Source organism: Lentzea roselyniae (assembly GCF_039537795.1).
Taxonomy (GTDB): Bacteria; Actinomycetota; Actinomycetes; order Mycobacteriales; family Pseudonocardiaceae; genus Lentzea; species Lentzea atacamensis.
On record NZ_BAABBE010000025.1, the window covers coordinates 48,529 to 72,273 of the forward strand.

General features: G+C 68.6%; 18 protein-coding genes and 1 pseudogene. 16 read left to right on the forward strand and 3 right to left on the reverse strand.

Annotation, left to right across the window (positions count from 1 at the left end; translation table 11 throughout):
- Window positions 1–12: 12 nt before the first annotated feature.
- The 7 genes from ABFX45_RS34030 (at window position 13) to treY (ending at window position 9,430) form a co-directional block, all read left to right on the forward strand.
- Entirely contained in the window at window positions 13–924 is a 912-nt protein-coding gene (locus ABFX45_RS34030) for a LacI family DNA-binding transcriptional regulator (protein ID WP_109636440.1), read from the forward strand.
- Window positions 925–937: 13 nt separating this feature from the next.
- Window positions 938–1,363 (forward strand): RidA family protein, encoded by a 426-nt coding sequence (locus ABFX45_RS34035; protein ID WP_346134492.1) that lies wholly within the window; start codon window positions 938–940, stop codon window positions 1,361–1,363.
- A gap of 105 nt (window positions 1,364–1,468) precedes the next feature.
- Window positions 1,469–3,283, forward strand: coding sequence for a 4-alpha-glucanotransferase (locus ABFX45_RS34040; protein WP_346134494.1), 1,815 nt, complete (start codon window positions 1,469–1,471; stop codon window positions 3,281–3,283).
- A 96-nt stretch (window positions 3,284–3,379) separates the two neighbouring features.
- A complete protein-coding gene (locus ABFX45_RS34045) occupies window positions 3,380–3,682 on the forward strand; it encodes a hypothetical protein (RefSeq protein WP_112226347.1) in 303 nt (100 codons plus the stop codon).
- A 121-nt stretch (window positions 3,683–3,803) separates the two neighbouring features.
- Window positions 3,804–5,234, forward strand: a complete 1,431-nt coding sequence (gene tnpB, locus ABFX45_RS34050) for an IS607 family element RNA-guided endonuclease TnpB (protein ID WP_346134497.1) — start codon at window positions 3,804–3,806, stop codon at window positions 5,232–5,234.
- 18 nt (window positions 5,235–5,252) lie between these two features.
- Window positions 5,253–7,358, forward strand: coding sequence for a glycogen debranching protein GlgX (gene glgX / locus ABFX45_RS34055; RefSeq protein WP_109636441.1), 2,106 nt, complete (start codon window positions 5,253–5,255; stop codon window positions 7,356–7,358).
- On the forward strand, window positions 7,358–9,430 hold the full coding sequence (gene treY, locus ABFX45_RS34060) for a malto-oligosyltrehalose synthase (protein ID WP_346134500.1): 2,073 nt from the start codon (window positions 7,358–7,360) through the stop codon (window positions 9,428–9,430). The genes glgX and treY overlap by 1 nt, the downstream gene beginning before the upstream one ends.
- On the opposite strand, the gene ABFX45_RS34065 is transcribed toward treY, so the two are convergent.
- Window positions 9,354–11,882, reverse strand: a complete 2,529-nt coding sequence (locus ABFX45_RS34065) for a tetratricopeptide repeat protein (protein WP_146231491.1) — start codon at window positions 11,880–11,882, stop codon at window positions 9,354–9,356. The genes treY and ABFX45_RS34065 overlap by 77 nt on opposite strands.
- 202 nt (window positions 11,883–12,084) lie before the next feature.
- Between ABFX45_RS34065 and ABFX45_RS34070 the strand changes: the two genes are divergently transcribed.
- Both ABFX45_RS34070 and treZ read left to right on the forward strand, forming a co-directional pair.
- Entirely contained in the window at window positions 12,085–13,884 is a 1,800-nt protein-coding gene (locus tag ABFX45_RS34070) for a trypsin-like serine protease (protein WP_346134502.1), read from the forward strand.
- A 97-nt stretch (window positions 13,885–13,981) separates the two neighbouring features.
- Window positions 13,982–15,655 (forward strand): malto-oligosyltrehalose trehalohydrolase, encoded by a 1,674-nt coding sequence (gene treZ, locus ABFX45_RS34075; RefSeq protein ID WP_109635448.1) that lies wholly within the window; start codon window positions 13,982–13,984, stop codon window positions 15,653–15,655.
- Here the strand turns inward: treZ and ABFX45_RS34080 are convergent.
- Complete coding sequence (locus tag ABFX45_RS34080) at window positions 15,574–15,918, reverse strand: ANTAR domain-containing protein (protein ID WP_109635450.1); 345 nt, start codon at window positions 15,916–15,918, stop codon at window positions 15,574–15,576. The genes treZ and ABFX45_RS34080 overlap by 82 nt on opposite strands.
- Window positions 15,919–16,133: 215 nt before the next feature.
- On the opposite strand from ABFX45_RS34080, the gene ABFX45_RS34085 reads away from it, so the two are divergent.
- From ABFX45_RS34085 to ABFX45_RS34100, 4 genes are all read left to right on the forward strand, one after another.
- Window positions 16,134–16,313 (forward strand): CsbD family protein, encoded by a 180-nt coding sequence (locus tag ABFX45_RS34085; RefSeq protein ID WP_030473283.1) that lies wholly within the window; start codon window positions 16,134–16,136, stop codon window positions 16,311–16,313.
- Window positions 16,291–16,950 (forward strand): UdgX family uracil-DNA binding protein, encoded by a 660-nt coding sequence (locus ABFX45_RS34090; protein ID WP_346134505.1) that lies wholly within the window; start codon window positions 16,291–16,293, stop codon window positions 16,948–16,950. Before ABFX45_RS34085 ends, ABFX45_RS34090 begins: the two co-directional genes overlap by 23 nt.
- A 233-nt stretch (window positions 16,951–17,183) precedes the next feature.
- The gene (locus ABFX45_RS34095; protein WP_109635455.1) at window positions 17,184–17,441 is read left to right on the forward strand and encodes a helix-turn-helix domain-containing protein; all 258 of its coding nucleotides are present in this window, start codon (window positions 17,184–17,186) and stop codon (window positions 17,439–17,441) included.
- A 31-nt stretch (window positions 17,442–17,472) separates the two neighbouring features.
- Window positions 17,473–17,976: a GNAT family N-acetyltransferase gene (locus ABFX45_RS34100; protein ID WP_346134507.1), complete on the forward strand. Its 504-nt coding sequence runs from the start codon at window positions 17,473–17,475 to the stop codon at window positions 17,974–17,976.
- Between the two features lie 225 nt (window positions 17,977–18,201).
- Here ABFX45_RS34100 and ABFX45_RS34105 read toward each other — a convergent pair whose 3' ends face one another.
- Window positions 18,202–19,380, reverse strand: coding sequence for a cytochrome P450 (locus ABFX45_RS34105; RefSeq protein WP_346134509.1), 1,179 nt, complete (start codon window positions 19,378–19,380; stop codon window positions 18,202–18,204).
- A 165-nt stretch (window positions 19,381–19,545) separates the two neighbouring features.
- Here ABFX45_RS34105 and ABFX45_RS34110 point away from each other — a divergent pair, with 165 nt between their 5' ends.
- From ABFX45_RS34110 to ABFX45_RS34120, 3 genes and pseudogenes are all read left to right on the forward strand, one after another.
- Window positions 19,546–22,356 (forward strand): glycosyl hydrolase family 95 catalytic domain-containing protein, encoded by a 2,811-nt coding sequence (locus ABFX45_RS34110; protein WP_346134511.1) that lies wholly within the window; start codon window positions 19,546–19,548, stop codon window positions 22,354–22,356.
- Between the two features lie 47 nt (window positions 22,357–22,403).
- Window positions 22,404–23,186, forward strand: a complete 783-nt coding sequence (locus ABFX45_RS34115; RefSeq protein ID WP_346134513.1) for a Tat pathway signal sequence domain protein — start codon at window positions 22,404–22,406, stop codon at window positions 23,184–23,186.
- Between the two features lie 38 nt (window positions 23,187–23,224).
- Window positions 23,225–23,656, forward strand: a pseudogene (locus ABFX45_RS34120) (glycoside hydrolase family 27 protein); the annotation flags it as partial.
- Window positions 23,657–23,745: the final 89 nt, after the last annotated feature.

The following is a 23,745-nucleotide window of genomic DNA, read 5'->3' on the forward strand; positions in this document are numbered from 1 at the left end:
ACCGTGACCAGCATGTCCGATGTGGCCAAGGCTGCAGGGGTGTCCGCTGCGACCGTATCGCGGGCCCTGCGGGGCGAACCGGGCGTGTCCGAGGCGACGAGGCAGCACGTGAGCGAGGTCGCGCGACGGATGAAGTACGCCATCGCGCGCGACGCGTCGTCGTTGGCCGGTGGGCGCCGGTACGCGATCGCGGTGCTGACGTCCGAGGTCAGCCCCGTGCTGGCGGGCGCGGAGGGTGCGCTGCGGCAGGCCGGGTACGACGTGCTGCTCTACGTCCTCGGTTCCGCGGAGGCCCGGGAGAAGTTCTTCGACGAGCTGCCGCTGGGGCGCCGCGTGGACGGAGTGCTTCTTCTGTCCATGTCCATGACAGAAGCCGAACAGGCGGCGCTGGGCAGCCTGGAAGTCCCGTACATCACCGTCGACGACGCCGACCTGCGGCGCGCGTTGCAGACCGCTGTCGCGCATCTGCAGGCCCTCGGTCATCGCGACGTGGCGCTGGTGTTGTCCGACGGGGTCGACGAGTCGTACGACGAGATCCTGCTGGAGGCCGGGCTCGAAGTCCGTCCGGAGTGGACGGTCTGGTGCTCGCCGACCGTCGACGGCGGCGAGCAGGTGGTCGACGTGCTGCTCGACGGCGAGCGCCTGCCGACCGCCGTGATCAGCTCGAACGGCGCCGCGGCGGTGGGGATCTACCTGCGCATGCAGCGGGACGGGCGCGCGGTGCCGGACGAGGTGTCGATCGTGTCGCTGGACGGGCAGGAGCTCACCCGAGTGGTCGGGCTGACCGCGGTCGAGGGTGCGGCCAAGGAGCAGGGGGAGCACGCGGTCGCCGATCTGTTCACGTTGATCAGGGGCGGCGAGATCGAGCCTGCTGAGCACCCGGTGCGGCTCGTGGTGCGCAACTCGAGCGGGCCGGCCGCCTGAGTACGGTGAACGCATGCCCGTCGAAGAGCGCTTGACCGAACTGCCCGACCTGCCGGACACCCCCGGCTACGCCCACGCCGTGACGGTCACCGGAAAGCTCGCGTTCGTCTCCGGCCAGGTCGCGGTCGACGCGCAGGGTTGCGTGGTCGGGGTCGACGACCTGGGCGCCCAGACCCGGCAGGCGCTGAGCAATCTTCATCACGTGATCAGAAAACTCGGCGCCGACTGGTCGGATGTCATCAAGTTCACCTGGTACGTGCTTGATGCGTCGGAGGTTCAGACCATTCGTAACGTTCGTGACGAGATTCTGCGGCCCGCGCTGGGAGAAGTGCACAACCCGGCGAGCACACTGGTTCAGGTCGCGGCGTTGTTCGGGCCCGACTTTCTGGTCGAGGTAGAGGCGGTCGTGGCGATTCCGGCAGAAGCATCGGATGTTTAAGCAAATGCATCCGAGAGTGTGCATCCCAACAGGTCTGCACCCTTCGGGTGACCAGGGACCATTTGCTCTGGTAATGCCGACCGAGCTGTGACATAGCTTGTACCTGTGGAGGAGTCGGTGGCGCGGCTGGCGGACGCCTGGGGCGTTGCCACTCGGTACGAGAACGCGGACCAGCAAGAGGTCGTCGTCGACACCGCGGTCGTCATCAAGGTCCTCGCCCAGTTCGGCGTCGATGCGTCCACTGAGGACTCCGTGGCGCGTGAGCTCGCCAAGATCGAGCAGCGCCGGGCCGTCGAAACGCTTCCGCCGACGATCGTGATCCGCGAGTACGAGACGTACGACCTGCGCGGCCCGGCGACCGTCGAGCTGGAGGACGGCACGGTCTTCGACGTCGAGCGGCACCTGCCGGACAGCCTGCCGCTGGGCTGGCACCGCGTCGTCACCGCGTCCCAGACGATCACGCTGGCCGTCGCGCCGAGGACGTTGCCGGACGTGCCGCACACCTGGGGCTGGATGCTGCAGCTCTACGCGGCGCGGTCGAAGGACTCGTGGGGGATGGGCGACTTCGCCGACCTCGCCACGATGGCGCGCAGGTCCTCGCTGGAGCTCGACGCGGGCGTGGTGCTCGTCAACCCCGTGCAGGCACCCGCGCCGACCCACCCGGTCGAACGCTCGCCGTACTCGCCGACCAGCCGCCGCTTCGTCAACCCGCTGTACCTGCGCGTCACCGACACCGCGGAGTTCCTGCAGGCCTGCCCGCGCACCCGGCAGCTCATCCGCGACCTCAGGCCCGCCAACCAGGACCTGATCGACTACGACGCGATCTGGGACGCCAAGAAGCAGGCGCTGGAGCTGCTGTTCCCCGGCGGCGAGATCGAGATGGACGCCGACCTCGAAGCCTTCGCCACGTACTGCGCGCTCGCCGAGATCCACGGCAAGGACTGGCGCGAGTGGCCGGCCGATCGTGCCGGCGCCCCGGCCGAGCGCGTCGCGTTCTACGCCTGGCTCCAGCACCTCTGCACCCGCCAGCTCCAGGACGTCCGGCTCGCCGCGCACGAGGCCGGCATGGCCGTCGGTGTCATCCACGACCTCCCGGTGGGGGTCGATCCCGGCGGCGCGGACACGTTCGCGGACCCCGAGGCGTTCGCCATCGACGTCGCGGTCGGCGCCCCGCCCGACGCGTTCAGCGCGGACGGCCAGAACTGGGGCCTGCCGCCGTGGCGCCCGGACAAGCTCGCCGAGACCGGCTACCTCCCGTTCCGCCAGGTGCTGCGCAGCGTGCTGAAGCACGCCGACGGCATCCGCATCGACCACGTCGCCGGCCTGTGGCGGCTGTGGTGGATCCCGCCGGGCGAGCCGCCGTCACGCGGCACCTACGTCCACTACGACGCCGACGCGATGCTCGGCGTGCTGGCGCTGGAGGCCTACCGCGCGGGTGCGGTCGTCGTGGGCGAGGACCTCGGCACCGTCGAGCCGGTCGTCACGAAGACGTTGGCGGAGAACGGCATGCTGACCAGCGCCGTTCTGTACTTCCAGCGCGACTACTACGCGGAGGGGCATCCGCTGGTCCCGCCGTCGCAGTGGAACCCGAAGGCGATGGCCAGCATCTCCACGCACGACCTCCCGACCGCCGCGACGTTCTTCGCGGGGCCCGACGGCCCCGACTTCGACGCGCTGATGCGCCAGGAGGGCATCGACGCCTCCGACCGGGTCGCCGGCGCCCACGAGTTGCTCGCGCAGGCACCCTGCGCGTTGGTCCTGACTTCACCTCAGGACGCTCTGCGGGAAACCCGGCAGCCCAACGTGCCGGGCACGATCGACGAGCACCCGAACTGGAGAATCCCCCTGCCGGTCGCCCTGGAGGATTTCTTTCCGCGCGTCCGGGACATCACCCGTCCGCTGCGCAGTCGTGGAAGATGAAACTTTTGCGTAACGGCAGGTCATGGACCTGCGGAGTACTCTGAGGCCGTCACCCGACGGCGGACCACGAACCCTGTTTTGGAGGTGGCGTACCAGATGAGCTCAGCCGTGAGCACGCGGACACCAACCGGCGTGCTTGAACTGGCCGTCGAGCAGGTTCTCGCCGCGGTGAGACCACAAGCGCTCGGCGACCCGGTGGTCGGGGCACGGCGCGCGGAGGAGTCACTGCGTGACGCGCTGCGGGACGCGGGTCCCGTGGACGGCAACATCGCCCTGCAGAACGCGCTGGCTTGCGCGGAGGCTGCCTGTGAGCACCTGAAGTACTGCGAGATCCAGGAAGCCCGCACGTTGCTCACGGCCGCACGTGGGCAGCTCGTGCTGGCACACGAAAGGGTGTGACTGCACGCGGTAGCAGCTGATTGGTGACGATCACACGTTCGACTTAAGCCGCTCCCACTCTCGTGAGAACCTTCCTGTAGCGGGCCGGGAATTGTCGGTGCCTGCTCGTAGGGTTCGGAGTGTGATCGTCCACCAGGCCTACCGGTTCGCATTGGACCCGACCCCGGCACAGGCGCGGGCTCTGTCCGCGCACTGCGGTGCTGCGCGGTTCGCATTCAACTGGGGCCTGGCGCTGGTCAAGGCGGTCATGGACCAGCGCGAGGCCGAGAAGAGCCATGGCATCGCACCCGAGGATCTCACTCCAGCGCTGCAGTGGTCGCACTATTCGTTGCTGTGGATCTGGAACCGAGCGAAGCACGAGGTTGCACCCTGGTGGACGGAGTGCTCGAAGGAGGCGTACAGCGGAGGCCTTTACAGGCTTGCACCGGCGTTGAAGAACTGGACTGACTCTCGTACAGGCAAGCGAACAGGTCCGACCGTCCAGTTTCCGAGGTTCAAGTCGAGGCGCCGTGCGCGCCGGTTCACCACCGGAGGTATCCGTGTCGAGCCTGACCGTCGCCACGTGACACTCCCCAAGCTGGGCCGAATCCGGACGTACGAGTCGACCCGCAAGCTCGCCCGGCGGATCGAGGCTGGCACAGCCCGTGTCACGTCGGCGACGGTCTGCTTCGAGGGTGGTCGCTGGTTCTGTGCATTCACCTGCGAGGTTCAGCGCAATGACCCGCCACCTGCCCAGCCGGATGCGGTGGTCGGTGTGGATCTGGGCGTCGCGCACCCTGCAGTGCTGTCCCGGCCGCTCCACGGTGTGACTGACGCAGCCGGGTTCGTGCTCAACCCGAAGCACTTCGTTCGTGAGTCGACAGCGCTGCGTCGCATCTCGCGCAAGGTGTCGCGAAGATGCGGGCCGGACAGGCGTACTGGTGCGAGGCCGTCGAAGCGGTGGGAACGAGCGAACCAGCGCCGCAACCGCCTCCATTGCCGCGTTGCGAATATGCGGCGTGATGGACTGCAGAAGCTGACGGCGGCGTTGGCGACCGAGTTCGGCACGATCGTGGTCGAGGATCTGAACGTGGCCGGGATGTTGCGCAACCGCCGGTTGGCGCGGTCGATCGCTGATGCCGGGTTCGCGGAGGTCCGACGACAACTGGCGTACAAGACGCGGTGGCGGGGTAGTCGTCTGGTCGTGGCCGACCGCTGGTTTCCGTCGTCGAAGACATGCTCGGATTGTGGCGTGGTGAAAACCAAGCTGCCGTTGCACATCCGGGTGTTCCACTGCGAGTGGTGCGGGTTGGAGATCGATCGCGATCTCAACGCCGCCCGCAACCTCGCCGCACTCGCGGCGAGCAGCACGGCAGGTACCGGGGTAGCCGGAGACCTGGAGCCATCCGGCTCGAACGGACGTGGAGCTGACTGTAAGACCTGCGCCCCGCGGGCTGGTAGCCGTGAAGCGTTCACCTCGCACCGGGCGACCGTGTCAGACGAGGACCGCCGATTGGGATCGGCGCGAGACAGTAGGCGGATAGGGTCCCCGTCCCGTCCGTCAGGTAGCTGACAGTCTGTGAGGAGCATCGTGCGACCCTGGCCTGGAAGGCCCTACCCGCTAGGCGCTGGATACGACGGCGTGGGCACCAATTTCGCCCTGTTCTCCGAGGTCGCGGAGTACGTCGAACTCTGCCTGTTCGACGACGACGGCACCGAGACACGCGTGAGGCTGCCGGAGGTGGACGGCTTCGTCCACCACGGCTACCTGCTCGGCGTCGGGCCTGGGCAGCGGTACGGGTACCGCGTGCACGGCCCGCACGACCCCGCGCGAGGGCTCCGGTGCAACCCCAACAAGCTGCTGATCGACCCGTACGCCAAGGCCATCTCCAACGGCCTGGCGTGGGACGAGGCGCTGTACGGGTACAAGTTCGGGGCGCCGGACGAGCGCAACGACACCGACTCGGCGCCGCACGTCCCGAAGAGCGTGGTCGTGAACCCGTTCTTCGACTGGACGAACGACCGGCTGCCCAAGACGCCGTACAACGAGAGCGTCATCTACGAGGCGCACGTTCGCGGCCTCACCATCGACCACCCCGAGATCCCGCCCCGGCTGCGGGGCACGTACGCCGGGCTCGCGCACCCGGTGATGATCGACCACCTCGCGAAGCTCGGCGTGACGGCGGTCGAGCTGATGCCGGTGCACCAGTTCATCAGCGATCACACGCTGGCCGAGCGGCGGCTCAGCAACTACTGGGGCTACAACACGATCGGCTTCTTCGCGCCGCACGACGGTTACTCGGCGTTGCCGCTGAACCAGGTGCAGGAGTTCAAGGGCATGGTGCGGGCCCTGCACCAGGCAGGGATCGAGGTCATCCTCGACGTCGTCTACAACCACACCGCCGAGGGCAACCACCTCGGGCCCACGTTGTCGATGCGCGGTATCGACAACGAGGCGTACTACCGGCTGGTCGAGGACGATCCGCAGTTCTACATGGACTACACGGGCACCGGTAACTCGCTCAACGTGCGCACGCCGCACACGTTGCAGCTCATCATGGACTCGCTGCGGTACTGGGTCACCGAGATGCACGTCGACGGGTTCCGGTTCGACCTCGCGGCGACGCTGGCCCGCGAGTTCTACGACGTCGACCGGCTGGCCACCTTCTTCGAAGTCGTGCAGCAGGACCCGGTGGTGTCGCAGGTCAAGCTGATCGCGGAGCCGTGGGACGTCGGGCCCGGTGGCTACCAGGTCGGCAACTTCCCTCCACTATGGACGGAGTGGAACGGCAAGTTCCGGGACACTGTGCGCGACTTCTGGCGGGGCGAGCCCGCGACGCTGGGCGAGTTCGCCTCGCGGATCACCGGCAGCAGCGACCTCTACCAGGACGACGGGCGCAGGCCGTACGCGTCGATCAACTTCGTGACGGCGCACGACGGGTTCACGCTCAACGACCTGGTGTCGTACAACGAGAAGCACAACGAGGCCAACGGCGAGGACAACCAGGACGGCGAGAGCCACAACCGGTCGTGGAACTGCGGTGTCGAGGGGCCGACGGACGACGAGGAAGTCCTGGAGCTGAGGGCACGGCAGCGGCGCAACCTGATGGCGACCATGTTGTTGTCGCAGGGTGTGCCGATGATCCTGCACGGCGACGAGTTCGGGCGCACGCAGCACGGGAACAACAACGCGTACTGCCAGGACAACGAGGTGTCGTGGGTCGACTGGTCGCTGCTGGAGACCAACGCCGAGCTGGTCGAGTTCACCTCGGCGCTGGCGGCGTTCCGCAAGGCGCACCCGGTCTTCCGGCGCAAGCGGTTCTTCGCGGGCCGGCCGATCCGCAAGGGGGAGGAGCTGCGCGACATCGCGTGGTTCACCCCGTCCGGCGAGGAGATGACCGAGCAGAACTGGGAGGACGACTTCGGCCGGTGCATCGTCATCTTCCTCAACGGTGAGGGCATTCCCGACCTCGACGCGCGCGGCATGCGGGTGGTCGACGACTCGTTCCTGATGGCCTTCAACGCGCACCACGAGGACATCGAGGTCACGTTGCCCGATGCCGAGTACGGTCCTGAGTGGAGGGTGGTGGTCGACACGACCACCGGCCACATCGGCAACGGGGAGAAGCCCGTCGTCGCGGGCGGGCAGCTGACCCTCACCGCGCGGTCGCTCGTCGTGCTGCAGAGGGTGGGCTGATGGGCGCGCCCTCCTCCACGTACCGCGTCCAGTTCACCCCGTCCTTCACCTTCGCCGACGCCACCGGCATCGCGGACTACCTGGCGCGACTCGGTGTCGGCGCGTTGTACGCGTCGCCGATGCTCGACGCGCGCGAGGGTTCCACGCACGGCTACGACGTCGTGGACCCGACCCGTGCGCGGCCGGAGCTGGGTGGCGAGGACGGGCGCAAGGCGATGCAGGAACGGCTGTCGGAGCTCGGCCTCGGGCTCGTCGTCGACATCGTGCCGAACCACATGGTCGTGCCGAACCCGTGGTGGGACGACGTGCTCGCGCACGGTCAGGCGTCGAAGTACGCGCGGTACTTCGACATCGACTGGTCGTCCGGCAAGGTCCTGCTGCCGGTGCTCGCGGAAGCCTCGGACGACGAGGTCCACGAGCACCACCTGAAGGTCGACTGGCGGCGCGGCAACACCGAGCTCAACTACCGGCGGTTCTTCGACATCACCGAGCTCGCGGCGGTGCGGGTCGAGGATCCCGAGGTGTTCGACGCGACCCACCGCGAGGTGCTGTCGTGGGGCGTCACGGGGTTGCGCGTCGACCACCCGGACGGGCTCGCCGACCCCGGCGGGTACTTCCGGCGGCTGCGCGAGCACTTCGACGGCTGGCTGGTCGTGGAGAAGATCCTCGGGCCGGACGAGCCGCTGCCGCAGAGCTGGCCGGTCGACGGCACCACGGGCTACGACGCGTTGCGCGAGGTCTGCGGTGTGTTCATCGCGCCCACGGACGCGTTCGCGGGTGACTTCCACGAGGTCGAGCACGCGTCCCGGCAGCAGGTCGCGGACTCGATCCTGGTCGCGGAGGTGCGCCGGATCGCGCGGCTCGTGCAGGGTGTGCCGTTCGAGGACGCGTGCGCGGCGGTCGCCGAGGTGATGGTCAACTTCCCGGTGTACCGGTCGTACCTGCCGGAAGGCTCGCGGTACTGGGAAACCGCGGTACGGCTGAGCAAATCACCGGCGGTGCGCGCGCTCGACGAGCAGGTCCGCGCCGATCCGCACGGCGAGCTGGCGACCAGGATCCAGCAGACGTCCGGCATGGTCGTCGCGAAGGGCACCGAGGACACGGCGTTCTACCGGTACACGAACTTCGTGGCGCTCAACGAGGTCGGCGGCGCACCGGACCGGTTCGGTCTGCCGGTGGAGGAGTTCCACCAGCGCGCGGCAGCCCGTGAGGCGCAGACCCCGGACGCCATGACCGCGCTGTCGACGCACGACACCAAGCGGTCGGAGGACGTGCGGGCGCGGCTCGCGGTGCTGGCCGAGATGCCGGAGGAGTACCTGGCGTTCGAGTCGGAGATGTCCGCGAAGCACGGCCTCTCCGAACCGACGCTGAACCGCCTGGCGTGGCAGTCGCTCGTCGGCGCCTTCCCGATCACCGCGGAACGCCTGGGCCAGTACCTGGAGAAGGCGTCCCGCGAAGCCAAGATCAAAACGTCGTGGGTCGACCGGAACGCCGAGTTCGACGCCGAGGTGGCCGCGTGGCCCTCGAAGGTGCTGAACGAGCCGGAGGTCGCTGCGTTCGCCGAGCGGATCAAGGCGCCGGGCTGGTCGAACTCGCTGGGGCAGAAGCTGGTCCAGCTCATCGCGCCGGGTGTGCCCGACGTCTACCAGGGCACCGAGCTGTGGGATTTCTCGCTGGTCGACCCGGACAACCGCCGGCCTGTCGACTACGTGGTGCGCCGGGAGCTGCTGGACCGCATCGACGACGGCTGGCTGCCGGAGGTCGACGACTCGGGCGCGGCGAAGCTCCTCGTCGTGAGAAAGGCCCTGCAGGTCCGCGCTCGCGGTCTGCACGGCTATCGGCCGTTGCGCGCCGAGGGCCCGGCCGCGGAGCACGTGCTGGCGTTCGAACGATCCGGCGTGATCGCGGTGGCGACCCGGTTGCCGGTGACCCTGGCTCGCACGGGGTGGCAGGACACGGTGTTGCCACTCCCGGATGGACGGTGGACGGACGTGCTCACCGGGCGGCCGGCGCCGGAGAGCCTGGCGTCGCTGCTCGACCGGTATCCAGTGGCCTTGCTGACTCGCGGCTAGCCGAGGGCACGGGCAGGTTCAGGTCGGCGAAGAGCGCCACCGCCTCGGCGCGGTGGCGCAGCGCCTCTTCGTGGCGGCCCGCACGGGACAAGGCGGCGGCGAGACCGTCGAGGGCGCGGGCCCGCTCGAACCGGATTCCGGTCTGCGAGGCCAGCTCGAGCGCCCGCTCGTGGAACGGGCGCGCGGAGGCGGGGCGGCCGAGCGCGGTCAGGGTTTCGCCGTACCGGTTGAGGGCCTCGGTCTCGACGCTGAGCTCGCCGACCTCCCTGGCGAGCGCGAGAGCCTCGTCGTGGTGGTCGAGCGCGAGCTTCGTGAAGCCCAGCCTCATCAGGACCTGGGCCAGGTAGGCCAGCGCGTACGAGCGGTTGGACCTGTCGTCCAGCTCGTCGAAGATCGCGAGCGCCTGTTCGTAGTGGTCGCGGGCGGGTCTCCACTGCTGCAGGCACTGGTGGGTCTCGGCGATGTTGGCGAGCACCGCGCCTTCGCCTTCCCGGTCGCCGACCTCGCGGCGGATCACCAGTGCCTGCCGGTAGTGGAGGAACGCCTCCTGGTAGCGGCCCATGCGGTGGTAGATGATGCCGACGTTGCCGACCGTCGCACCCTCGCCGACCCGGTCGCCCAGCTCGCGGCGCAGCACCAGCGCTCGCAGGTAGAGCTGCAGCGCCAGGGCGTAGTGGCCGAGCCGCTGGTGGACGTTGCCCATGTTGTTGAACGCGGCGGCCTCGCCTGCCCGGTTTCCGGTGGCGCGGTGGATCTCCAGCGCCCGCGCGAAGTGGTCGAGCGAGCTGTCGTGATCGCCCAGCCGCCAGTGGACCCGGCCGAGGTTGTGCAGTGCGGCGCCCTGGTCGGCGAGGTCACCGGTGTTCAGCACGTGCTGGTAGAGGGTGATGGCGTCGTGGTGCCGTCCGGTCATGTCGAGATGCTTCGCCAAGATCGTCATCAGCCGTGCCGTGTGGCGGTGCCAGCCGTGGCGGGCCGTGTGGTCGGCGATCGCCATGAGATTCGTGTGCTCCGTCTCCAGCCACGCCCTGGCGTCGGCGACGGAAGCGACGGGGGCGCACTCGTGCCGTTCGGCCGGGTTGAGGGTGTTGCGCGCGGCCGCCGCGGTCTGCAGGTAGTGGTCGAAGAGCCGGGTCAGTGCTTCTCGTTGCGCGGACTTGGGTTCCTCGTCGACCACGCGGGCGTCCGCGAAGACGCGCACCAGGTCGTGCAGCTCGTACCGTGATGGCGCCTTGAGCTGCAGGAGGTGGTCCGCCAGCAGGTCGTCGAGGTGGCGTTGCGCGAGGTCCGGGTCGACGCCGGCCAGCGCGGCGGCGGCGTCGGCGCCGAAGTCGGGACCGGGATGCAGTGCGGTGAGCCGGAACGTGCGCTGGTGCCCGGCGGGCAGGGCGCGGTAGGAGAGGTCGAGTGCCAGTTCCACGCCGCTGTCGAGGTGCCGGTGGTCGTGCCGCTCGGTCAGCCGGAGCAGGTGGTCCGCCAGTGTCCAATGCGGACGGTCCGCGATGATGCCCGCGACCAGCCCGACCGCCAGCGGCAACCGGCCGACCAGCTCGCCGATCCTGGTCGCCGTGTCCAGGTCGGCGGCGATGAGGTCCGCGCCCGCACTGCGGCGCAACAGGTCCAGCACCTCGTTCTGGCCGAACACGGTCAACGGCAGCCGTCGCGCACCGGGCAGCTCCGGCAGCGTGCGGCGGCTGGTGACCAGCACCAGCGCGTCGGGGCTCTCCGGCAGCAGCGGCCGCACCTGGTCCTCGCTCATCGCGTTGTCCAGCAGCACCAACGCTTTTCGTCCGACCAGCAGCTTGCGGAACGCCGCACCGCGGGCAGCGAGGCTCATGGCGTGGATGCGGTCGCCGGACAGGCCGAGATGCCGCAGGAACCCGTCCAGGACGGCGGCGGGATCGGCGGGTGGCCGCTCGCGGTCGTACCCGCGCAGGTTCACCGAGAGCTGCAGGTCCGAATAGTTTCCTTGGCGCAGCAACAAGTGTGCGGCACGAGTGGCGAGCACCGTCTTGCCCACACCCGCCATGCCCTCGATCACGACAACGCCCGGACCTGCCAGGATCATGTCCAGCTCGTCCGCACGGCCGGTGAACTCGGCGATGTCGTCCGGCAGCGAGCTGTTGACGCGGACGATCTCGGCCTCGGTCGCCACACCGGTGATCACCTGGTGCGCGAGCCGCCATTCGGCGGCCGTGGCGTCCTCCTCACCGAGCAGCACACGGGCGATGTGCACCACCAGTTCGGCGTCCATGCGAGTCCGCCCGGCCTGGAAACACCGGAAAACCGTGTTGTAGGAAGGAAGTTCGGCGATCCCCCTGGCCCGTCGGAAACTCACCACCCGGCGATGGACCTCGTGGTAGCTCACACCCGCCCACGACCGCAACGCGCGCAGCCGACCGGCGAGATCTTCGAACGACTGCGCCCCCTGCGGTCCGGGAGGATCTCCCACCGGGCCGCTTCTTCCCCCTCTGGCCACGCACTTTCTCCCGTTCCCCCCAGGAGGGCTTCAACGTACTGAGGCCGTAGCGCACTGTCACTCGGCTGAACCGCTCAGTGGTCGAAGTTGGTCGAGAACGGTGACGGAGGAGGGGGCCAGTCGGCACTGTCGGCCGCGGTGAACAGCTCAACAATGCGAGGGGGAATCGCGAAAAGTGAGACTCATCAAGAGATCCCTGGCGGTACTGGCCGCCATGAGCATGGCGACCGCGGGGATGGCGGCCCAGGCTCACGGGGACGACACCGATCCGCCGAGCACCAGGATCGTCGGCGGCAACCCGTCACCGACGAACGCCTACCCGTGGATGGTGTCCATCTCCCGGCCGGGCGTGTTCAGCCACTGGTGCGGCGGCACGCTGATCGACCCGTCCTGGGTGCTGACGGCCGCGCACTGCGTCCAGGGCCTGTCCGCGTCGAACTTCAGCACGCTGATCGGCCAGACCCGGATTTCCGGCGGTTCGGGCGGTGACGTCCGCAGCGTCGCCGAACTCCGCATCCAGCCGCAGTACACCAGTGCCAGCGGCAGCGGGTTCGACGTCGCGCTGATGCGGCTCAGCTCCCCGTCGTCGAAGGCGACGCTGCCGATCGCCTCGTCGGCGGAGCGCAACCTGTGGATGCCGAACGTCACGGTCCGCACGATGGGCTGGGGCGCCACGTCCGAGGGCGGCGCCGGGAGCAACGACCTGCGTGAGGTCGACGTTCCGGTGCAGCCGGACGCGACGATGTCGAGCGCCGCGGCCTACGGCAGCGCGTTCAAGCCGGCCTCGATGCTCGGCGCGGGCCCGCTGGCCGGTGGCCTCGACAGCTGCCAGGGCGACTCGGGCGGTCCGCTGCTGACCGGCACCGCGCGAGGCTGGCGCCAGGTCGGCATCGTGTCGTGGGGTACCGGCTGCGCCCGGCCGAACAAGCCGGGCATCTACAGCCGGATCGGCGAGCAGTCGATGAACGACTGGGTGCGCCAGAACGTCCCCGGCTCGTTCGCGGACGGGTTCGCCAGCAAGAGCGGCGACTTCAACGGCGACGGCCGTGACGACATCGCGACCTTCACCCGCGGCGGCGCCGCCGACGTGTACGTGGCCCTGTCGAACGGTTCTTCGTTCGTGGGCACTTCGGTGAAGTGGCACGACTTCTTCGCCGTGGGCGACGAGTTCCCGTTGATCGGTGACTTCAACGGGGACAACCGGGATGACATCGCGACGTTCACCCGTGGTGGTGCGGCCGACGTGTACGTGGCGCTGTCGAACGGTTCTTCGTTCGTGGGCACGTCGATCAAGTGGCACGACTTCTTCGCGGTCGGCAGCGAGACGCCCTTGGTGGGCGACTTCAACGGGGACAACCGCGACGACATCGCGACGTTCACCCGTGGCCCCGCGGCGGACGTGTATGTCGCGCTGTCGAACGGTTCTTCGTTCGTGGGCACTTCGGTGAAGTGGCACGACTTCTTCGCCGTGGGCAACGAGGTTCCGCTGGTCGGTGACTTCAACGGGGACAACCGGGATGACATCGCGACGTTCACCCGTGGTGGTGCGGCCGATGTGTACGTGGCGCTGTCGAACGGTTCCTCGTTCGTCGGTACCTCGATCAAGTGGCACGACTTCTTCGCGGTCGGTGCGGAGTTCCCCGCTGTGGGTGACTTCAACGGTGACGGCCGGGACGACATCGCGACGTTCACCCGTGGCCCTGCGGCGGACGTGTACGTGGCGCTGTCGAACGGGTCGTCGTTCGTGGGCACGTCGATCAAGTGGCACGACTTCTTCGCGGTCGGCAGCGAGATCCCCGGCACCGGTGACTTCAACGGTGACGGCCGGGACGACATCTCGACGTTCACCCGCGGTGACGCGGCCGACGTCTACGCGGCCCTGTCGAACGGTTCCTCGTTCGTGGGTACCTCGGTGAAGTGGCACGACTTCTTCGCCGTCGGTGCCGAGATCCCCGCGGGCGGCACGCTCTGGTGACCTGATCACCCCTGCCCGGGAGGGGGTGGCAGCCGCGGCTGCCACCCCCTCTTGGCGTCATCGGCGCCGCACGGCGAAAGGCATTAGCCTTGGCGCGGTGAGCTTCTCTGTCTGGGCGCCGATCCCCGAGTCCGTGCACGTGCGCGTCGACGGCTTCGACCACGAGATGAAGCGTGACGGCGACTGGTGGCACTCTGAGGCCGAGGGGACGGACTACGCGTTCGTCATCGAGGGCAAGGCGTACCCGGATCCGCGGTCGCTGTGGCAGCCCAACGGCGTGCACAAGGCGTCCCGCGTGTATCACCACGACTTCGAGTGGACCGACAGCGCGTGGACCGGCCGTGCGTTGCCGGGTGGCGTGATCTACGAGCTGCACATCGGCACGTTCACGCCGGAAGGCACGTTCGACGCGGCCATCGGGAAGCTCGACCACCTGGTGGACCTGGGCATCACGTTCGTCGAGGTCATGCCGGTCAACAGCTTCGACGGCGCCGAGGGCTGGGGGTACGACGGCGTGCTGTGGGGCGCGGTCCACGAACCCTACGGCGGCCCGGACGGGTTCAAGCGGTTCGTCGACGCCTGCCACGGCAAGGGGCTCGCCGTGCTGCTCGACGTGGTCTACAACCACCTCGGGCCGTCCGGCGCGTACCTCGACCGGTTCGGCCCGTACTTCGCCGGTCGCAACGACTGGGGCCCGGGGCTGAACCTGGACGGGCCAGGTTCCGACGAGGTCCGCCGGTACGTGATCGACAACGCCCTGCAGTGGCTCGGGGACTTCCACGTCGACGGCCTCAGGCTCGACGCCGTGCACGCGCTGGCGGACCAGCGTGCGGTCCACGTGCTCGAAGAGCTGGCGGTCGAGGTGGACGCGCTCTCGGCGTCGGTTGGCCGCCCGCTGACGCTGATCGCCGAGTCCGACCTCAACGACGCCAAGCTGGTCACCGCGCGCGAAGGCGGTGGTTACGGCCTGCACGCGCAGTGGTCCGACGACCTGCACCACTGCCTGCACGTGGCGCTGACCGGCGAGACGTTCGGCTACTACGAGGACTTCGCGGCGCCGGGAGCGTTGAAGAACACGCTGGAGAAGGTGTTCTTCCACGCGGGCACCTGGTCGTCGTTCCGCGAGAAGCACCACGGCAAGCCGGTCGACACCGCGCTGATCCCCGGCCACCGGTTCCTCGCCTACACGCAGAACCACGACCAGATCGGCAACCGGGCGACCGGCGACCGGTTGCCGGCGAGCGTGTCCACCGGGAAGCTGCTGTGCGCGGCGGCGATCGTGCTCTGCTCGCCGTACACGCCCATGATCTTCATGGGGGAGGAGTGGGCGGCTTCGACGCCGTGGCAGTTCTTCGCGTCCTTTCCGGACCCGCAGCTGGCCGAGGCGGTCAGGACGGGCAGGCGCCGGGAGTTCGCGCGGCACGGCTGGGGCGAGTCGGACGTACCGGACCCGATGTCACCGAGGACGGTGGAGAACTCGCGCCTCAAATGGGACGAAGCCACCACTGGCGATCACGGGAAGGTGCTGGAGACGTACAAGGCGCTGATCGCGTTGCGCCGGTCCCGCCCTGAGCTCGCCGATCCGCGGCTGGACAGGTTCGTGGTGGAGCAGGACGGACTGTGCTTCGTGCTGCACCGCGGTACGACCCGCGTGGTGGTGAACCTCGGCACGACGCCCGTCCCGCTGCCTCAGGGGGACGTGCTGCTGACCTCTTCGGCCAGCCCGTCGTCGCTTTCGCCGGAGTCGTTCGCGGTCGTCGCGTTGACGTGATCCCACAACACCTGGTCGGCCGGATTGACCGGCCTGCCGAGGTGGGCGTGCACGAACGCCGCCACCAGCCGGTCGGCGGCGACGTGCAGCTTGATGTTGTGGTGTTGCGATACGTGCACCAGCAGCTGGAAAGCCTGCTGGGGTGTGCACGGCTTGAGTGCGGCGATCAGGCCCGTGGCCTGCCCGATGACGGTCCGGGACGCCAGAGCTTTGCGCAGCCCTGCCACCTCGGCCTCGAGGGCGGTGATTCTCGCGGACGACACCGCCGGCTCCTTTCACGTCGTCATGGTCACAGCGGCATGCCGATGGGACGACGGGCTCGGAGCGCTCGAAGAAGCGGGACACACCCAGAGCAAGCCGTCTCACCGGCTTGCGGCTGGGTTCTCAACCGCGAGTGATCACCTTATCAACTGTTTCGGACGGTGCTCGCCGGGTAACCAATCGACGTAGCTGACCACGTAGCGAAGGAGCCTGATCCATGGGTGCCGACGACAAGTTCAGCAACAAGGCTGAAGAGATGAAGGGCCGCGCCAAGGAGGCCGTCGGCGACGCCACGGACAACGAGCAGTGGCAGGCTGAGGGCCGCGCCGAGCGCGCGAAGGCCGACATCAAGCAGGCCGGCGAGAAGGTCAAGGATGCTTTCCGCTCGGACAAGTAACGCCATCAGCGCCGCTCAGTTCGTCCCCGAGGGGAAGGACTGGGCGGCGCTGCGTTCTGCGTCCTGCGAGTGCCGCGGCTGCGAGCTCTACAAGGACGCGAAGCAGACCGTCTTCGGCGAGGGGCCGGTGCCGGCGCGGCTGATGATGGTGGGCGAGCAGCCCGGCGACAAGGAGGACGTCGAGGGCCACGTGTTCGTGGGCCCGGCGGGACGGTTGCTGGACAAGGCGCTGGCCGCCGTGAAGATCGCGCGGGACGAGGCCTACCTCACCAACGCGGTGAAGCACTTCAAGTTCACCGAGCGCGGCAAGCGCAGGATCCACCAGCAGCCCCGCCGGTCCGAGGTGGTGGCGTGCTTCCCGTGGCTGCGCGAGGAGATCAGGGTCGTGCAGCCGGAACTGATCGTGTGCCTGGGTGCTGTCGCGGCGAAGGCGTTGCTGGGATCGTCCTTCAAGCTCACCGAGCACCGCGGCGAGGTGCTGGAGCAGGACGGGCTGCGGATCGGGGTGACGGTGCACCCGTCGGCCGTGCTGCGTGCCGAGAACTGGACCGAGGCCTACGAGGCCTTCGTGGCCGATCTCAAGGCCCTGAAGAAGTCCCTCCAGAACGGGACAACCCCCGGACGACTCCCGCGCTAGCGGGCCGAGCGGGACCAGCGCTCGAAGTCCGGGGGCCGGGTGGCTGCCTTGGTTTACGACTAGGCGTCACCGAAGGGCTGGTCCTAGCGGACAGCCACCTCACGAGTCCTGTAGCTATACAACTTTGGACCACCTCCTCTCTTGTGTACGACGAACCTATGTCGTGATCCGCGGGCCTCGCAACGGAGTTTTGCGGGGCTCTTGACTTGCCTGATTCGCGTAGAATCCGCGTCATGGTGCGCATTCCCCTGACGTCGCTGGAACGGGAGCGCGGCAGGCGGCTCGGTCAGTTGCTGCGGAACGCGCGCGGCGAGGAGAGCATGGTCGAGATCGCGGCCCGCGCCGGGTTGTCGGCCGAGACCGTCCGCAAGATCGAAACCGGCCGCGCGCCGACACCGTCGTTCTTCACCATCGCGGCCCTCGCCGGTGCGCTGGGCATCTCGCTGGACGCCATCAACGAGGTGCTGGCGCCGCAAAGCCGCTCGGCCTAGTGCCACCGCGCGATCTTTGTAGAGTCCAGCCATGCCCGAGCTGAAGACGCTGCACGCCGGCCACGCCCCGGCGGTCCTGGCCTTCGAACTGGCGAACCGCACCTACTTCGCCGCCTCGATCCCCGACCGCGGCGACGACTTCTTCGACCGGTTCACCGAGCGGTACAACGCCTTGCTGGCCGAGCAGGAGGCCGGCATCTGCGCCTTCTACGTGCTCGTCGCCGAGGACGGCTCGGTGCTCGGCAGGTTCAACCTGTACGACCTGGAGGACGGCACCGCCGGACTCGGCTACCGGGTCGCGGAGCGGGTCGCCGGCCGCGGCGTGGCGACCGCGACCGTCCGGGAGCTGTGCCGGAGGGCGACAACGCTGCACGGCCTGCACACCCTGCGGGCCGCTGTCTCCCACGACAACGCCGCGTCCCAGAAAGTGTTGACCAAGGCCGGGTTCGTCCCGGTCGGTCCTGCCACCCCTGCCGATCTCAGCGGCAAGCCGGGCACTTGGTACCAGCGCGACCTGCCGGCGAACAGTGGGTGATCGTTCACGGACGGGTTACCACTGAAGTCGGTGCTACCTGAAATCCATTTCAGTGGTGCGCGCCGCATTCCTGGCGTTCGCACTCGTCGGTGCTCCCACAGCACCGTCCGAGCAGGTCAGCAGGGGTGAGATGCTGCAACGCGCGCCGACCACCGTCCGCTGAAGCACGGCCTTGAGCCGACCAGCAGGTACAAGGCCGTCCAGCTCAAGAACGTCAACGGCTGATCACCAGGCGACCGGCATGGCCAGCGGACCTCGCATGGCCATGCCGGTCCGCCACGGCACGTCACCGGCCAGCCGCAGTGCCGGGAACCGTTCGAGGATCGCCGTCAGCGCGACCTGGAGGTCCATCCGCGCGAGCTGCGCGCCGATGCAGTGGTGCGGCCCGTGCCCGAACGTCAGGTGTCCTTTGGCGTTGCGCGTCACGTCGAACCGGTCGGGGTCGGGGTACTGGCGCGGATCGCGGTTGGCGGCATGCTTGGCGAGCAGCACGGGTTCGCCCGCCTGCACGGTGCCGCCGCTCAGTTCCACGTCCTCCAGCGCGTACCGGGGCAGGATGTCGCTGATCTCCTGCGCCGGGATCCAGCGCAGCAGCTCCTCCACGGCGGCGGGCATCAGCTCCGGGTTCGAGCGGAGCAGCTCGGCCTGGCCGGGGAACTGCAGCAGCGTGTACACCGAGTTGGCGATGTGGGCGGCGGTGGAGTCGTAACCGGCGCCGAGCAGCAGCACCGTGAGCTGCACCAGCTCGTCGGCGGTGAGCCGGTCGCCTTCCTCCTGCGCCACCACCAGCGCGCTGATGAGGTCGTCCTCCTGGTGCTCGCGCCGCTGGTCGGCGAGCCCGGAGAGGTAGGCGGCGAGCTCGCCCAGCCGTGACAGCTTCTCCTCGTCGGTCATCGCCGTGATCGACATGAACGCTGCGGCCAGGTCCTGGAAGTGGTCGCGGTCGGTGTAGGGCACGCCGAGCAGGTCGCAGACCATCAGCCCCGGCAACGGAACCGCGTACGCCGTCACGAGATCGGCCGGTGGGCCGGCCTTCTCCATCTCGTCCAGCAGCTCGCCGGCGATTCGTTCGGCACCGGCCCGCAGCTGTTCGACCCGACGCACGGTGAACGCGTGCGCCAGCAGACGACGCAACCGGGTGTGGTCCGGCGGGTCGAGGTCGGTCAGGATCGCGCCAATCCGCTGCGGGCCCATCCGGGGCGTGTCACGGACGGCGGCCTGCGCGAGGCTGAACCGCGGATCGCCGAGCGCCAAGCGGACGTCGTCGTATCTGGTGAGCAGCCAGCCTTCTTCGCCGTGCGGGAGCTTGACGCGGGCGAGCGGCTCGTCGTCACGCAGACGGGCGTACATCGGGTCGATCTCGAGCCCGTCCACCGGACCGAACGGGTAGGAACGCGCTATCACGGCATCCTCCAAAGTTCGCGGCGGTAGCCAGGCTACTGCTCGCGGTAAACGGTTTCATCCGACGCTTGACTGGTCTTGACCGCCTCTGTGGGCCGTCCTAGGCTGCGAGCGTAGGTACACCTCCGATCTTTTGTTCGCAGCCGCCGCGAACCTGAAGGGTGTTCTGTGGAGCTGTCGCGGCGGGGGCTGTTCGGTGGGGTTGCGGCTGGGGCGGCGCTCACGGCGTTGCCGGTGAGGGCGAACGCGGACCCTCCGGTCGCCGGGTGCGCCACGAGGATCGACTGGGAGCGGTTCCTCGGTGAGCAGGACCTGGTGTGGCAGCGGATCCCGCGCGCCTGGTACGAGGGCCCGTTCCTGGGCAACGGTTTTCTCGCCTCCGCTGTCTACCGCGAACCAGGCGCGAACGCCATCAGGTTCACCGTCGACCACGCGGAGGTGCAGGACCACCGGCCCCAGTTCGGGAACGAGTGGGGAGTGGCGCGGCTGCCGGTCGGACGTGTCCTGCTGACGCCGCGGGGCAAGATCACCGGGGTCGACCTCAGGCTCGACCTGTGGCACGCCGAGCTGCGCGGCAAGATCGTCACGGATGTGGGTGAGCTGGCGGTCAGGGCGTTCGTGCACGCCGAGAAGTCGTTGCTGCACCTGGAAGTGCGGCCGACGAGCGGCGAGAAGGACTTCGGGCTGGAGTTCCTGGCGCTGGACGCGGTGAGCCCGCGTGTCATCCGCGAGCCACCGCCCGCGACGCTGCCGCCCAACCCCAAGCCGGTCACCCGCACCGAGAACGGCCTCACGCTCGTCACCCAGGAGATGGTCGCGGGCGGCCAGACCGCCACGGCGTTCCGGATCAGGAAGCTCCGCGGCCGCACGGAGTTGCTGCTGTCGGTGGACCACTCATATCCGGATCGGACCGCCGAGGCGGCGGTGCGGGACGCGGTGACCAGGGCGCCGGTGCCGGAGGTGCTGCGGTACCAGCACCAGCGGTGGTGGCACCGCTTCTACCGCAAGAGCTTCGTGTCGGTGCCGGACGCGTTGATGCAGAGCTTCTACTGGATCCAGCTGTACAAGCTCGCGTCGGGCGCGCGAAGAGAAGCACCGATCATGCCCACCACCGGGCCGTGGCTGGAGCCGACGCCGTGGCCGTCGGTGTGGTTCAACCTCAACGCCCAGCTCGAGTACTGGCCCGTGCTCGCGTCGAACCACCTCGAACTGGACCCGATCCCGCGCACGATCTCGCAACACCGGCAGATCCTGGTCGACGCGTTGAGGCCGGAGTTCCGGGCCGACTCGATGGGGTTGCGGCGCAGCACAGACCCGACGTTCCAGGACGCCGGGTTCGTCGGCTCGCCGCTGCATCCGTCGCCGGACCCGGAGATCGGGAACCTGCCGTGGCTGCTGCACAACGCGTGGCTCAGCTACCGGCACACCATGGACGAACGGATCCTCAGGGACACCGTCTTCCCGGTTCTGCGCAGATCCACCAACTACTACCTGCACTTCCTGCGCAAGGGCAACGACGGCAAGCTGCACCTGCTGCCCACCTACTCGCCCGAGTACGGTGTCGCGCCGGACTGCAACTACGACCTCGCGTTGCTGCGCTGGTCGTGCCGGACGCTCATCGACAGCGCGAAGATCCTCAGGATCGACGACCCGCTGGCGCCGAAGTGGCAGGAGGTGCTCGACCAGCTCGTCGAGTACCCGGCGGACGCGGGCGGGTTCATGATCGGGGCCGGGGTGCCGTTCGCGAAGTCGCACCGGCACTACTCGCACATGCTCGCGGTCTACCCGTTGCACGAGGTCAACTGGGAGCAACCGGAACGTCGTGACCTCATCGAACGCTCGCTGAAGCACTGGCTGAGCTTCGAGGGGTCGTTGCGCGGCTTCACCTTCACCGGTGCCGCTTCGATCGCGGCTCAGATGACCCGCGGCGACGAGGCGCTCCGGTACCTGCGGGAGTTCGTGGCCCGCTTCGCCCAGCCCAACACGATGTACTTCGAGGCAGGCCCGGTGATCGAGACGCCTCTCTCCGCGGCGAAGTCGTTGCAGGACATGCTGATCCAGAGCTGGGGCGGGTTGATCCGGATCTTCCCGGCGGTGCCGCCGGTGTGGCGGGACGTCACGATCCACGACACCAGGACCGAGGGCGCGTTCCTGATCAGCGCGGTCCGGCGCGAGGGCAGGACGCGGTTCGTGCGCGTGCACAGCGAAGCCGGTCAGCCGTGCCGCATCCGCACGGGCATCGAAGGACCTCTGCGCGTCCGCGGCTGCTCGAAGTGGAGCGTCCAGGACGGCGTCGTCGAGCTCGAGCTCGAGCGCGGCCAGGAAGCGTTGATCCACGCGAAGGGCGAGCGCGACTTCACCATCGCACCCGTCCGGATCACCGAGCCCGCCAGGCGCTGGGGCCTGCCCGCGTTGCCGCCCGGTGGCAGCGCGGTGCCGGTGGACATCAGCGCGGCGCTCGACAACGACGGTCTCTCCAACGAGTTCACCAGCCGTGACGGCGACTTCGACGGCCTCGGCAACACCTACCCCGCCGCGCAGTTGCCGCAGACGGGTTCGGTGACCGACGACGGCATCCTGTTCGAGTTCCACAACGGCGATGAGGCCAGCAAGAACAACGTCATCGCCAACGGGCAGACACTCGCCGTCCCCGCCGGGAAGTACGTGAAGCTGCACCTGCTCGCGGCCGCGGACACCGGCAACGTCGACGCGAACGGCGCGGTCAGCTACGCCGGCGGCTCTGTGCCTGTGCGGTTCCGGGTGACGGCCTGGCAGCAGCGGCCGCAGTTCGGCGAGTCTGAACCCGTCGCCACCACGCTGATGCACACGCCGTCGGGTCCCGTGCAGAAGCAGGTGTCGATCTTCCACCAGACGATCGAGCTGGATGCCGCCCAGGAACTCTCCGCCGTCATCCTGCCCAGGACGGGCGGGCCGCGCCTGCACGTCTTCGCGATCACCTTGGAGAAGCCCAAAGCCTGATCGTCACCCGCCGCCACCGAAGGAGAGATTTCCGAAGGAGGCAGACGATGGCAGAACTCTCCCGTCGCGGCGCCGTGAAACTCGGCGCCGCGGGGGCACTGGCGCTGGGCCTGACCCGGCCCGCGTACGCGGATCCGGTGATCGAGGCCGCCTGGGCGCTGAAGTGGAACCCGACACCGTCCGGTGACGGCCTGAGGGCGTTCGAGGGCCTGGAGGACGACCGCGCGGGTTCGCACGGCGGCGTGAAGCACATCTACGTCGAGGGCGACCACTGGCGGTTCGACATGCACACCCGCGACCGCGACGGTTCCGACCGGCAGCGCAACGAGTCCAAGGGCATGCGGTCGGGCGGCACCACGCACAAGATCGGCAAGGACCAGACCTGGAAGATCACCTACCAGGCGTTCTGGCCGTCCTCGCTCACCGCCACGACCCGCTTCACGCACATCATGCAGATGAAGGTGCAGGACGTCGTTGGTCCACTGTGGACGCTCACGCCGCGGATGAAGGACAAGCCGACGCTGACGATCCTCACGTTGCGGGACAACGACGCCAACACCGAGCACGTCGTCGGCGACTGGACACCGTTGCAGAACAAGTGGATCGACGTCGAGTTCGAGTGCAAGGCGTCGAACAGCGGCGGCCACCTCGCGTGGCTCTTCAAGGACGCGGGCACGGTCGTCGGCCAGGGCCGCACGATGGCCGTCGACCTGTGGCGGGACAAGAACTACCTGCGCCCGAAGTGGGGCATCTACCGGAGCATCGAGAGCTCCGGCCTGCAGAACACCTATCAGCTCATCCGCAACTACAGGGGTTACAAGTGGGAGTGAGATCTCTGCTGACGGCGCTGGCGCTCGTCGCCGCCTCCGTGGCGGCACCGGCGGCTCAGGCCGATCCGGGCCCGGCCGTCGATCCGGCGCTGGCACTGACACCGCCGATGGGGTTCAACAACTGGAACACCACCGGCTGCGACATCAACGAGCAGATGATCCGCGACATGGCGGACATCTTCGTGTCCAAGGGGTTGAAGGACGTCGGCTACCAGTACGTGAACGTCGACGACTGCTGGGCCGACCTCACCCGCGACCCGGCGACGGGCCGGCTGCGCAACCACCCGACCCGGTTCCCCAGCGGCATGAAGGCGCTCGCCGACTACATCCACGCCCGCGGCCTCAAGTTCGGCATCTACACCAGCGCGGGCACCCTGACGTGCGCGAAGACGATGCCCGGCTCGTTGGACCACGAGGAGATCGACGCGCAGACGTTCGCGGACTGGGGCGTCGACTACCTCAAGTACGACATGTGACGCGGTGGGGTTGCTACCAGGCGGGGCGAACACGGGCAAGCGCTCTGACCTGCTGGTTTGTTCTCGTTGGGTCCGGTTAGATC